11 protein-coding genes are annotated in these 13,448 nt (G+C 39.3%); 1 reads left to right on the top strand and 10 read right to left on the bottom strand.

The window, feature by feature from the left end:
- Positions 1–64: 64 nt before the first annotated feature.
- Positions 65–3,484, top strand: a complete 3,420-nt coding sequence (locus tag QOL76_RS12600; protein ID WP_283413322.1) for a HEAT repeat domain-containing protein — start codon at positions 65–67, stop codon at positions 3,482–3,484.
- A gap of 501 nt (positions 3,485–3,985) precedes the next feature.
- Here the strand turns inward: QOL76_RS12600 and QOL76_RS12605 are convergent.
- The 10 genes from QOL76_RS12605 to pdeM all read right to left on the bottom strand — a co-directional run bounded on the left by QOL76_RS12605 (position 3,986) and on the right by pdeM (position 13,448).
- Positions 3,986–6,952 carry a TonB-dependent receptor gene (locus QOL76_RS12605; protein WP_283413323.1) on the bottom strand — a complete coding sequence of 989 codons (2,967 nt, stop codon included), beginning with the start codon at positions 6,950–6,952 and terminating at the stop codon, positions 3,986–3,988.
- Positions 6,953–7,274: 322 nt separating this feature from the next.
- On the bottom strand, positions 7,275–7,613 hold the full coding sequence (gene gldC, locus QOL76_RS12610) for a gliding motility protein GldC (RefSeq protein WP_283413324.1): 339 nt from the start codon (positions 7,611–7,613) through the stop codon (positions 7,275–7,277).
- A gap of 93 nt (positions 7,614–7,706) precedes the next feature.
- Complete coding sequence (locus QOL76_RS12615; RefSeq protein ID WP_283413325.1) at positions 7,707–8,366, bottom strand: 3-oxoacid CoA-transferase subunit B; 660 nt, start codon at positions 8,364–8,366, stop codon at positions 7,707–7,709.
- A gap of 54 nt (positions 8,367–8,420) precedes the next feature.
- Positions 8,421–9,116: a CoA transferase subunit A gene (locus tag QOL76_RS12620; RefSeq protein ID WP_283413326.1), complete on the bottom strand. Its 696-nt coding sequence runs from the start codon at positions 9,114–9,116 to the stop codon at positions 8,421–8,423.
- A gap of 11 nt (positions 9,117–9,127) precedes the next feature.
- Positions 9,128–10,051 (bottom strand): bifunctional riboflavin kinase/FAD synthetase, encoded by a 924-nt coding sequence (locus tag QOL76_RS12625; RefSeq protein WP_283413327.1) that lies wholly within the window; start codon positions 10,049–10,051, stop codon positions 9,128–9,130.
- An 88-nt stretch (positions 10,052–10,139) separates the two neighbouring features.
- Complete coding sequence (truB, locus tag QOL76_RS12630) at positions 10,140–10,829, bottom strand: tRNA pseudouridine(55) synthase TruB (protein WP_283413328.1); 690 nt, start codon at positions 10,827–10,829, stop codon at positions 10,140–10,142.
- A gap of 1 nt (position 10,830) precedes the next feature.
- On the bottom strand, positions 10,831–11,625 hold the full coding sequence (locus tag QOL76_RS12635; protein WP_283413329.1) for an undecaprenyl-diphosphate phosphatase: 795 nt from the start codon (positions 11,623–11,625) through the stop codon (positions 10,831–10,833).
- A 9-nt stretch (positions 11,626–11,634) separates the two neighbouring features.
- A complete protein-coding gene (locus QOL76_RS12640; RefSeq protein WP_283413330.1) occupies positions 11,635–11,847 on the bottom strand; it encodes a DUF3098 domain-containing protein in 213 nt (70 codons plus the stop codon).
- Positions 11,848–11,851: 4 nt separating this feature from the next.
- A complete protein-coding gene (locus tag QOL76_RS12645) occupies positions 11,852–12,742 on the bottom strand; it encodes a cell division protein FtsX (RefSeq protein WP_283413331.1) in 891 nt (296 codons plus the stop codon).
- A gap of 49 nt (positions 12,743–12,791) precedes the next feature.
- The gene (gene pdeM, locus QOL76_RS12650; RefSeq protein ID WP_283413332.1) at positions 12,792–13,448 is read right to left on the bottom strand and encodes a ligase-associated DNA damage response endonuclease PdeM; all 657 of its coding nucleotides are present in this window, start codon (positions 13,446–13,448) and stop codon (positions 12,792–12,794) included.

A 13,448-nucleotide genomic window follows, 5' to 3' on the forward strand; every position in this document is an offset into this window, starting at 1 on the left:
ATTAATGGCTTAAAAGCCATTTTTAATTTTATTACTTTCAAGAATGGAATAATAAAATTAACCTATGTCTCAACCCAAAATTAAACTTCACTACGCCAAAATACTATTGGCTGCAGCCATCCCAGTATTAATTTCTTGTAGTAAAACTGAAGAAGTTGATCTGCGGGAACGCACGTTGACTAAAGAAGAAATTGCGCCAATGGTACAAGCAGCCGAAGGTGGAATTAACGCTACATTAAGCCCAGGATTAAAGCTATCCCTTTGGGCTGTGGACTCACTTGTCTACGATCCTATTTCCATTCAGGTAACAGATGATGGAAATCTGTATTATACCCGAACCAATCGACAGAAAAATTCTGAGTTTGATATTAGAGGTCATCAAGAATGGGAAATTGAGTCAATCAGCCTTCAAACTATTGAAGATAAAAGGGCCTTTCTCCAGAAGACGCTGTCGCCAGAAATGTCTGACAAGAACACTTGGCTAGCTGATGTGAACGGTGATGGATCGCATGATTGGCGGGATATGACAGTAGAAAGAGAGGAACTTTTTAGGCTGGAAGACAAAGACGGGGATGGCTTAGCTGATTATTCGCAAATTATGGTACAGGATTTCAGTGATGTTACAAATGATGTCGCTGGTGCATTGCTAAAATTGGACGATAATCTATTTGTAGGAGTAGGACCGGATTTATGGAAACTCAGTGATAAGAATGGTGATGGAATCATGGATGAGAAAGTTTCTATTTCACATGGCTATGGTATCCACGTCGGATTTGGTGGTCATGGTATGTCAGGACTAGAAGTTGGCCCAGATGGTAGAATTTATTGGGGGATTGGAGATATCGGATTCAATGGTGTTGGTCCTGATGGTACCGAATGGAAGTATCCCAATAGAGGAGTAGTGGCCAGATCAAATCCGGATGGAAGTGATTTTGAGGTTTTCGCAATGGGGGTAAGAAATACCCATGAATTTACTTTTGATGCATATAACAACCTGATTTCAGTTGATAATGATGGAGATCATCCTGGAGAAAGTGAGCGATTAGTTTATCTGGTGAACGGTTCAGATACGGGCTGGAGAACTAACTGGCAATTCGGAAAATACCGTGATCCAGATAACAATACTTATAAAGTATGGATGGATGAGAAGCTTTATATCCCAAGACATGAAGGACAGGCTGCCTATATAACTCCACCAATCCAGAATTATATCAATGGCCCGACAGGAATGGTATTTAATCCTGGAACAGCTCTGGCTGAAAAGTGGAAGAACACCTTCTTTGTGGCTTCGTTTGTTGGTAATCCTACCCGCTCTGGTATTCATGCTTTTAAACTTGAGCCTGATGGGGCTTCATTCAAAATGTCTCAAACAGAGAATATCATGTCTGGAGTGCTGGCAACTGGGCTAGACTTTGGACCTGATGGATCTTTATATTTCGCTGATTGGATTGAAGGTTGGAATACCAAAAATTACGGTCGTATATGGAAAATTGAAGACGAAGCAGGCGCGAATTGGGAAGCTAGAAAAATCACCGCTCAGGTAATGAAAACTGATTTCAAAACACTTACCGATGATGCTCTTTTTGGGTATCTAAGTGATGAGGATATGAGAATCAGGAGAAAAGCTCAATTTGAATTAGCCAAAAGAGGTGATAAAGGAATGGCTGCTTTCAAGAAGGCGATTGCTCAGAAATCGAATCAGTTTGCAAGAATCCATGGTATCGTTGGTATTAGTCAACTGGCTAGAATGGAGAAAATGGATTATGCAGATGCTCTGATCCCTCTTTTAAAGGACCAGGATGCTGAGATTCGTGCACAAGCTGCTAAGTGGCTAGGAGATATAAAATATGCTAAATCTGGTGATGTTCTTTTGCCTTTATTGACGGATCCCGAAATCAGAGTAAGATTTTTTGCTTCTGAAGCTTTAGGAAGAATAGCTTATGAACCGGCTATTAAAGGCTTGATCGGAGTATTGGAAGCCAATAATGATGAAGATGCATTTCTACGGCATGCTGCAAGTTTAGCTTTGGCACGAATCAATAAGAAGGAGCCTATTCTCGCTCTTGCATCACACCCTTCTGATGCAGTTCGTCTAGGTGCTGTTTTAGCACTACGTAGGATGGCTGATCCAGGGATTGCAACCTTCTTAGATGATAATAATGAATATATCGTCACTGAAGCTGCTAGAGCAATCAACGATGATTTTTCTATTGAAGGTGCTTTACCAGCCTTGGGAGATTTGTTAGTGACTACCAAGTTCGAAAACGAGCCGCTAATAAGAAGAGCAATAAGTGCTAACCTGAGAGTAGGTACCCAGAGAACTTTGGACAATCTGAAAGCCTACATTGCTATGCCAAAAGTTAGCCCTATTCTAAAAGCTGAGGCTATTGCCGCCTTGGGTACTTGGGCTAAGCCATCGGTGCTTGATCGGGTAGATGGAAGAAATAGAGGTGAAGTGGAAAGAGATCTAGCCCCAATACAATCTTCAGTGAAAGAAACACTTATTGGTGCTTTGAATGATAAAAATGAAGACATCAGAGTTGCTAGTGTAAAAGCAATTGGAAAATTGAAGATTGCTGATGCAGAACCTAAACTAGTTGCCCTGCTAAGAAATGATCAATCCGAAAATGTTCGTGTCGCGGCAATTCTTGCACTTTCTGTTGCCAACCCAAGTTCAATATCTACACCAATAGAGATTGCAATGAAAGATAATTCCAGAGCTGTCCGTGTGGTTGGATTAGATTTATTAACCAAGACAGATATTTCTCAAGATCTAATGGTAAGCTTGCTCCAAGATGTAATTCAAAATAGAACTACTGCTGAAAAGCAAGCTGCTTTGTTAAGTTTAGGAAATCTAGAAAACTCGGCTGAACTCCCACTTTGGACTACACTTTTGGATGATTTATCAAAAAATAAGTTGCCAAGTGAAGTGATGATAGAGTTAGAGGAAGCAATAGAAGAAACAGGTTCGGCTGATTTGAAAACTAAATACCAGAAGATCCAAGAAGAAAGGACTGGCGGTGACCTAGTTGCTTTATACAGCGGGGCATTGGATGGCGGAAGTGTGCGTGCCGGCAGAAATATTTTTTTCCAAAATCAAACTGCTCAATGCATCCGCTGCCATGGATATGATGATATGGGTGGCGTAGCTGGTCCCCACTTGAACGGGGTCGCAAATCGTGCTACCAAGACTGAATTGCTGGAAGCATTGATCGATCCAAGTAAGCGTCTGGCTCCGGGCTATGGTTTTGTCCAACTAGAGTTGAAAGACGGTACTGTAGTTAATGGTACTTTGATGGAAGAAAAAGAAAATGGATTACTCATAAAGGTAGGAGCTAAGCCAGATACTTTAATATTGAATAGCAGTATTGCCGAGCGAATAAATTCTCCTTCAAGTATGCCTGACATGAAAGGTTTGCTGTCTAAAAGGGAAATTAGAGATTTAGTGAGTTTCTTAAGTACCTTAACTAAAGAATGGGAATAAGAAACCTTCCTATTATTAAACTACCATTAGGGATCACCACATGTGTGGGGATCCCTTTTATTTTATTGCAGTAGGTAAGTTTCAGCTTCATACTTCTGATTTCCAAGGAAAGGTCTATTAATTGAAGCAGATGGGCCAAAGAGAATAGTAACGTTTTTTCTTCGTCCGGATGACGGAGTGATCTTCGCTAATACTTTATTGAAGAGGGAGGATGCTGACTATAGAATTATATTAGTTTGCTCTCAATAGTTGTAGTGGCAGGCAAAGGAGGGAAGCACTCTAAGGTGTTTACCAGACACATTATCCGAACAGATGAAATAAAGCGTGAAGCTACGGTAAGAGCCAATCTGGCACAATGAAAGACTTATTGCTATGTCATGATTTGATTCAAACTTTTATTCTACTAGGGTATTTGATCGTGAATAGTTTCATAAGGTAAAAAAAAAGAGCTATTCCGAAATCTCGAAATAGCTCCTCATTAACTTGGGTTTTTGTTAAATCTTAATTCAAGAATTCGTCAAAAGTTAAGCTAACAAAATACATAGTTCCTATAGTCGGGTTGCCCCAAGCTTGGGTGTATCCCTTACTGAAAAGGTTGGATCCACCTACTTTGAGGATTGACTTCATGCTTTTAATTTTATAGCTCAACTGAGCATCTAATGTGCCATAAGCAGGAATTACAGATAATTGCTGGCTAGACACTCCTGGATTGACAAAAGATGACTGCCAAGCAAATTCTCCTTGCCATCTGTACGCTACTGCAAATCCTAAATTGTCGATTACTTCTCTATTTGCGAAATTCAACACATATCTGTACTCAGGAGTATTGAAGCTAGGCTGGAAGCCTGTTTCAGCTAATTCATCTAAGTTGGAAAGAGTGTTGTATGACACATTCCCACCAACGGTATATCCTTTCGCGAGTTTGTAATCTAAACTAGCTGCCCAACCCCATGATTTGATGACCTCAGTTCTGTTCACAGGCATTGAGTAAATATTTCTTCCACCTGAGCCTAAGCCTATTAAGTTTAAGCCAGTAATAGGATTTGGGCCAGCAAGTCCTGCCTCAGAAGCATCCTGTACTAAAACCTGGCTACCATTGAAATTTTCGAATCTGTTGAAATAAGCATATGCATCAACCAACAGTCTGGTTCCCCAGATTCCTTTATAACCAACTTCGAAGGATTTTACTCTTTCAGGCTTGAATTCTTTGATATCATAAGGTTGCAATAGCCCAACATTAGCTTGTGCGGCTAGAAACCCAACAGTTTGTGCAATTGCAGACTCTGCTTCAGATGCTGGGATTTGTCCTGCTTGGATCTGTTGAGTGACGATAGCAATTGCCTGCTGTAAGACTGCTGGATCTTGGGCGGTCTGCTGAACTGCCGCACCATAATTGGTGACGTTTGCCAGTGTATAACCATTATTTGTGTTCAGGTTATAGCGGTTTGCTAAGAAAGGTAATCCACCGATTAACCTCGCTTGAGGGGTATTTAGATCTATGTATTGATCTTGATTGGTTGGAATACGGAAACCAGTCTGATAAGAAGCTCGGAAGTTATGATTTCCTTCAGTGAAAACTCCTGAAATTCTCGGAGACCATTGGCCTGCAAAATTTTCATTTTTATCATATCTCGCAGAAGCCGTTAATTTAAATTTATCATTTAATAACTTTTTAGAGCCTTGAATGTATCCACCATATTCTTGGATGTTGTATTCCTCACCGTTTTCTGTCAGGGCAAAAATTGTCCCATTCGAGTTCAGATCATAAATTCTATAGTTAGCACCTACTACAAACTCAGCAAACTTGATTTGATCAGTAAAATTATATGAACCCTCAAAATGGTACAGATTGCTGCTGTCTACGAACTTAGCGCCAACTCCATTTTGATCACCAGGAATAGGTCTTGAAGTAACTGCTTTGAGTGCATTGTTAAACTCAGCAGTTCCCGGCATGTATCTACCTTGATCTGCGAAAGCTCTAGCTGCTTGATGTGCCTGGGCTGCTGGCATGCCAGCACCTACCGCCTGAGCGTAAGCTCCTACATATTCTGGAAACCATTGAGTACTTGCTTTCCACGCCTCATTAATTCCTTGAGCTGCTGTACCTACCGCAAATGCATCACCAGATCTTTCTTGAGTAGTATAAGCTCTTAAATACCAATTAGAAGCTCTTAGTTCGGCCTTATATTGACCCATCGTGAAATCTTTCAGTGAATATCGGTCTGCGCCAGTATAAACTGTTGTACCAAAACCTAAATTACCCTGAAGTACAGCTTCGATATTATCGTTGATTCTGTAATGCAGAGCAGCATTTAGCTTTACTGATTTAGTACCATAGTCGGCGATGTCTCTCTCCATATAACCTGTTCTTGAAACTGCAGTGCTTGGTATAAGTCCTAAAGCAGCTTGTGGAAGTGCTCCAACTGCAACCATGGACTGGGCTACAGAAAACATGTTTACGTTGGTCTCATCTCCATAGACATTTACGCCATTGTAGGCTGGATTATTTAGTGTATTTCCACTTTCAATAGTAGAGCCATTCAATAAGGATTGATCTCTGAAGTCGTTTGCTTGCCAATCATCAGCTTTCAGATATTCAAAATTTAACTTAAAGGCAAACTTATCGCTTATCGCTTTTGCATATCTAGCGCTGAAGTTATAAAAGCCAGTTGATGGTGTTGATCTACTACTTTCGTCCATTATCCCTGTCTTCACGCTGGCAGATAGTCCTTGATACAGGAATGGGCTTTTTGAATTCATTAATAATATTCCATTGATAGCATTTGGACCATAAAGCGCAGAAGAAGCACCAGGAAGGAGCTCAACACTTTCAAGGTCTAATTCTGAGATCCCCACTATGTTGCCTACAGAAAAATTCAATCCTGGGGCTTGGTTATCCATTCCATCGATTAACTGGACAGTTCTCACATTTCCATTTGCATTAAATCCTCGGGTATTGAATGATTTAAATAGGAGAGACTGTGTACTCATTTCTACGCCTTTCAAATTATTAATTGCATCGTAGAAACTCGCTTGTGGGGCATCACGGATTGCGATGATATCCATTTTCTCAATAGAAACTGGTGATTGTAATACACCTTCCTCAACTCTGGAAGCAGAAACAACTACTTCCTGTCCAAGGATGGCAGTTTCTTCGAGTTGGATATTTACAGTGGATTGTGCTGATGTAATATCAACTTCCTGCGTATTGTATCCTACCATAGAGAAAACCAAGGTTAATGGAGGATCTTGATTTACATTCAGAGAATACTTACCTGAAAGGTCAGAAATTGTTCCAATTACCTTTCCTTTTACCAAGATATTGACACCAACGAGGGTCTCTTGGGTATCTGCATCTGTTATGGTACCAGAGACTATTGTCTGAGCAATAGCGGAACCAAATGAAAGGGAAACCAAGAGTGCCGACAAGAACACTATTGTCCTGGCTTTAATTGTAAAATTGCTCATAGGCTATTTTATTTATTGTTGTGGGTTTATGAATTAAGGGTGCTAATTCATTAAGTAGAACGCGAAAATTACCCTAATAAATGAATAATTGATATAAAATATTCAGAATTTGATGTGAATCAAAAATTGTGAAATAGTGTTAAATCTGGAAACTGAGTCATCCAATTAAAAATCTAAAAATTATTATTGACTTTATTGTTAATACTTAAACTACTCACCTGTTTTGTTAGAAATTCAAAAATGGATTTTTTTTTACCTCTCAAAATAAAAAATAAAAAAACCCAGACATCTGCTGGGTTTTTCAATTCGGAATTGGGCTTCCTTACTGACTTTTGTTCTCCTCGTTAACATGCTTAACCAAGCGATCACATAGGTCCTTAATTTCTTCAGACATGTATTCGTCAGCAGTACTATTTAATATAGTTTGTGCCATTCCTCCTAAGATGTCTATATAAAAACGCTTCATTTCTACCACTGACATTTCTTCAGTCCACAAATCTATGCGAAGTGTACTGTGATTTTGATTGTCCCAGACATTTAGGCTAATGCTTTTAGTGTCTTCAAGGCCATTGCCTTCTTTATCGGAAGCGTCCCATTTGATTGTCTTTGGAAAGCTGTTTTCGTCTAAATCTACTTCGAACTTAATGTCTGATTTTTTCATAATATGTTTTGAATCTTTTAGAATCCCGTGTTGATTTTACAAAATTAATCAGGTTAACTTCATGAGTGCATCTGGAGTTCATTTTTACTGCTTTTATTCAAAAATCATCTCAGGAATATCTCCCTGAACTATTAATTTACCTGCAGTTTTCATCTTGATTTCTTCTACAGAAACTCCAGGAGCTCTTTCTTTAAGTATAAAGCCTCCATCTTCTGACACTTCCAAAACTGCTAAATCGGTTACAACTTTTTTAACGCAGCGTATACCAGTGATTGGTAGAGTACATTCAGAAAGTAATTTGGATTCTCCAGTTCGAGAGCAATGCTGCATAGCGACAATAATATTATCAGCAGAGGCGACTAGGTCCATTGCTCCACCCATTCCTTTAACCATCTTCCCTGGAATCTTCCAATTGGCAATATCTCCATTTTCGGAAACTTCCATAGCGCCAAGGATCGTCAAGTGAACATGCCCGCCCCTAATCATAGCGAAAGATTCTGCTGAATTGAAAAGGGCAGAGCCTTTTGCCATGGTAACGGTCTGCTTGCCTGCATTGATCAGGTCTGGATCGATTTGCTCTTCGGTAGGGAAAGGTCCAATTCCCAATAAGCCATTTTCAGACTGTAGCACTACTTCCAATTTCTCCGGAATGTAATTAGCTACGAGTGTGGGGATTCCTATTCCTAAATTTATGTATTGCCCATTCTTCACTTCTTTTGCGATTCTTTGGGCTATTTGATCTTTTGTAAGCATTTTGGGTTTGTTTTAGGGCTCTGGGTAATTTCGAGAAGGTAAACTTTAAGAAAGCTATTTTGAGACTGTTCTTTGCTCAATTCTCTTTTCGTAATCTTTTCCCTGAAAAATACGCTGAACGTATATACCAGGAGTATGAATCTCATTCGGATTGAGTTCACCGGCTTCTACAAGTTCTTCCACTTCCGCGATACAAATCTTTCCGGCAGCAGCCATCATAGGATTAAAATTTCTCGCTGTTCCTTTAAAAATTAAATTCCCTGCTGTATCACCTTTCCAAGCTTTCACAATAGAGAAATCTGCTTTCAACCAGCTTTCCAGCAAGTACATTTTTCCATCAAATTCCCGGATTTCTTTTCCTTCTGCTACTTCAGTTCCCACTCCAGCGGGGGTGAAAAATGCGGGGATTCCTGCTCCTCCTGCACGGACACGTTCTGCTAGAGTGCCCTGGGGTATCAAATCCACTTCTAATTCGCCACTGAGTAATTGTCGCTCGAACTCAGCATTTTCTCCCACATAGCTTGAGATCATTTTCTTTACCATGTGTTTTTTGAGAAGAAGCCCGATTCCAAAATCATCCACCCCAGCATTGTTTGATACAATAGTCAAACCAGAAATATCTCTTTGTAAAAGAGCTGAAATACAGTTTTCCGGTATGCCTGTCAAGCCAAAACCTCCCATCATCAGCATACAGTTGCTGGGGATATCTGCTACTGCTTCACGTGCATTCTTTACAGTTTTGTTGATCATATATTTTGGGTTTATAGTAAGTTCTTGGCATTTCTCTGATCTAGAAAAAGTTGTTGTTTTAAAGCTTCCAATCCATCAAATTTCTTCTCTTCGCGAAGGAATGCTTTAATATAAATAGTGATTTGTTTGTCATACAAATCGCCCTGAAAATCGAAAAGGTTAGCTTCAACAGTTTTTTTTGTTCCATTCACTGTAGGTCGATTTCCAATATTAAGCATGGCTTTGTAAAGTGATCCATTAACCAAAGCCTCTACAGCATAAACGCCATCTTTGGGGATAAGTTTGTAATCATTTGGTATATGGATATTGGCAGTAGGAAAGCCTATGGATCGGCCAATCTGCTGTCCTTTGATAACTAAGCCATTTAATTCATATGGTCTGCCTAAGTAATTAATAGCGGTAGCTACATCACTAGTCTCTAAGGCATGTCTGATTTTAGTACTGGAAACACCGATGTCTTCTACATCCTTTCTTGATATTTCCTCCAAATCAAACCCGTACTGTTTATGATGAGCTTTTAGGTATTCGAAGCTCCCTTCACGGTTTTTTCCAAATCTATGATCATAACCGATTACTAGTTTTTTGGTTTGAATAGTATCTATAAGTACTGATTCGATAAAATCTTGAGAACTCAGCTGGGAAAATTCTTTGGTAAATGGTATTGTAACTAAATGGTCAATTCCAAATTGCCGAAGCAGCTTTGCTTTCTCTTCAAATGTGCTTAATAGTCTAAGATTATGCTCGTTAGGATAAAGTACTAGCCTAGGGTGAGGCCAAAAAGTAATCAGAACAGTTTCGCCGTTGACAGAACGCGCCAACTCCCGGATTCGGTGAAGGATTTTCTGATGCCCAAGGTGCACTCCATCAAACGTCCCACTTGTTACTACAGCATTGGAGAGCTTCGGGAAATCACTTAAACCTTCATATATTTTCATGAGTTTATCATTATTTACCTAAGATCACATCGTATCTAATAATTAATTATTCATATCTCGTCGATGTTCTACGTCGCACCTGTTAACGTCAGGCAGGCTCACTTCCCGTTGTTCTCGCTTTGATTTCTTCTATCAAAGATAAAAGGTCATGTGCTTCAGACAGCTTGAAGTTACCGATTCTGGTTCTGCAAAGCGAACTCATGTATGCTCCTACGTTTAATTTCTCACCAAGATCCCTAGCCAAACTCCGGATATAGGTTCCTTTAGAGCAAACTATTCTAAACTCTACAATGGGGTTTTCAAACTTCGTAATTTCAAATACACTTACACTCACAGGACGTGGATCCATTTTCACTTCTTTGCCTTTCCTTGCTGATTCATATACACGCTTCCCATCTACTTTAATGGCTGAGTGCATAGGAGGGATTTGCATTATGTCACCTGTAAGTTCTTTTACAGCAACTTTTACTTGATCTATGGTGATGTGTGATGGATCTGCAACGGGGATAATGGGTTGCTCAAGATCAAATGAATCTGTTGTAGCCCCAATTACAAAAGTCCCGGTGTATTCCTTTTCCTGCCCCATAAAAGAATCGATTTGCTTAGTCATTTTGCCTGCGCAAACGATAAGTAAACCAGTTGCCAAGGGATCAAGTGTGCCGGCATGACCCACTTTTTTGATTTTCAGAGCATTCCGAACTTTTCTGACAACATCAAAAGAGGTCCATTCTATAGGTTTGTCTATTAAAAATACTTCTCCGTAAGGTTGGTCTTGCATTCTATAAATATAATCCAGCGATAATTGCTATCACACCTACAATCAGGCAGTAGATAGAAAAATAGCTGAGTTTACTGTTTTTCACTAATTTAATCATCCAAGTGCAAGCAATAATTCCAGCTACAAAAGCAGCTACAAATCCTGCACTCAGGTACCCAATCCCTTCAGTTTCCAGAGAAAGTCCACCATCCAGAATATCCTTTGCTATTTTTCCCAAAATTAAGGGGACAACCATCAGGAATGAGAATCTAGCTGCTTTACCTTTATCAATACCCAAAAGAACAGATGTTGATATGGTCGCTCCAGATCGGGAAATGCCAGGTAGAATTGCGATAGCTTGAGAAATTCCAATTATGAGTGCCTGGCCGAATGTCACCGGTTGGTTGGTGAATTTTGCTTTGTCTGCCAAATAGAGCAGTATTGCAGTCAATACAAGCATACAACCTACAAAGACAATTTGACCCTCAAATAAAGTCTCCAATTCCTCTGCGAAAACCACCCCGACTATGGCAGCAGGGATCATGGATAATACAATTTTAGATACAAATTGTGCTTCCTCGTTCCATTGAAATTTGAACAATCCCTTTAGGATTTGGGCTATGTCTTTTCGGAAAACCACAATCGTACTTAATGCGGTGGCAAAATGAACAACAACTGTAAACATCAGGCCTTCAGCCGGCATTTTACTTTCTCCAAGAATTGCTTTACCTAATTCTAAATGACCGCTTGAGGATACAGGCAAAAACTCGGTCAAACCTTGAATGATTCCAAGGATAATCGCATCAATTATTTCCACGCTTACTTTTTATTTATTACTCTCTGTTTTGGCAAAAATCGCGTAAAACTCAAAAATAAATCCAGCTAGTGTTACGATTGGACCGATGGTTAAACCTAAAACGCCATTTCCATGAGGATCACTATCAAGCCCAATAATGATAAATCCTAAAATTATTAATCCAATACCGATAAACATCAGCTTGTAGTTTTTGCGGGAAAATGGGAAGGATGATTTGCTCATTATCTTAATAAAGTTCGTCCAAAGACATATTTAAATACTTATTTACAGCTCGCAAGGTACTTAGTACAGATAGAATTCCGCCGACAGTTATTAAAATTCCGAATAGGATTAATAACAATTGCTGGTTTTGGAGCATGGCAAACCCTTCAATATTGGCTTGAGTGTATTTCACCAAGCCAAATAAAATGACGGATGCAAATCCTCCTGCCATCAACCCAAATAAAAATGCTCGTGATAAAAATGGCTTTCTTATAAATCCTCTGGTAGCTCCAACTAATTGCATTGAGCGAATCAGGAAACGCTGAGAAAATAAAGCCAACCGTATGGTATTATTGATCAACATCACGACAGTGATAATCAAAATCAATATAAAACCACCCATTACTAAGCTTACTTTCAGTAGGTTTTTGTTGATGGAATCTACTAAATCTGTCATGTAAGAAACCTCAAATACACCTGGAATAGTCTGTATTTCTGCTACAATAGCTTCCAATTGCTCTGAAGTCTGAAATTCTTCTGCAATTGTTAACACAAAGCTGTCTCGAAGTGGATTGTCTTCTAAGAATTTGGTGAAGTCTTCTCCCGTACTTTCAATAAATGTCGCTGCAGCTTCCTCATCAGATACAAACTTTAAATTCAGAGTATCGCCTTTTTGAAGGATAAATGAGCGTTTTGATAAGTTATCGCTTATGGCATCAAGTTCTTCTTGCTCCAGATTTTTCTCCAAAAACACCTGAACTTCGATATTCTCCCGGATCATACTTGTCAGTGTTTTTGCCTGAATCAAAATCACTCCGAAAAGACCTACTATAAAAAGTGACAGGGTAGTGCTAAATAGAACACTTCCGAATTTGAAATGCCCTAGTGTCTTTTTCTTTCTTGGATAATTGGCCATAAATTATGATTTCTGCTCAAAAGTAACCTTCCCCAAGGATATTGCCAATCTATTCTCGAGAAAGGATTTTAATCACTTTTTCTCCACTTATTCCAAAAATTTGATCTTTTGGTTTTCTCTTCACTAAAGCAAGACCTGTGAAGCTACCAAATGCCGGAAGTATTAGTTGATTTTCACTCAAATGAAAACAAGAGATTCTGATCGACTGTCTTCCCTTTCCACGTAGGAGGACTCCAGGGTGTATGTGTCCGCAGAGGTTTAATTTGCCTTCTGGGATTTGAGCAGCAGGTTCGTGTGTGAGAAATAAATTCCCCAGATCGACTGGTTTTTCGTGAATCTTAAATAAGGATTGTCTGTAAGCAATTGGTGAAAGAACATCATGATTTCCTTTAATCAGATGAAAATTAGTTTCTGAAAAATTTGAAAGAAAGTTGGTTAACAGATCCCATTGCTCATTCCACTCACTGTGAAATAAATCACCTAAAATGTAAAAATCAGTTGGAGAATACTTTTCAATTAGCGTCTTAATCCCCTGTAAATCATTTATATGCACTGGTTCTGGTATAGGAATCCCCGATTTACGAAAATGAGAGGCTTTGCCAAAATGAACATCTGCAATGAGTAAAGTTGAGCTCTCCTCAATCCAAATTGCTTTCCCAGGTAGTAAATGAAGGACAGTACCAGAAAAGGAAATACTCGGATGCAT

It is taken from the genome of Algoriphagus winogradskyi (assembly GCF_900182815.1).
Classification (GTDB): domain Bacteria; phylum Bacteroidota; class Bacteroidia; order Cytophagales; family Cyclobacteriaceae; genus Algoriphagus; species Algoriphagus winogradskyi.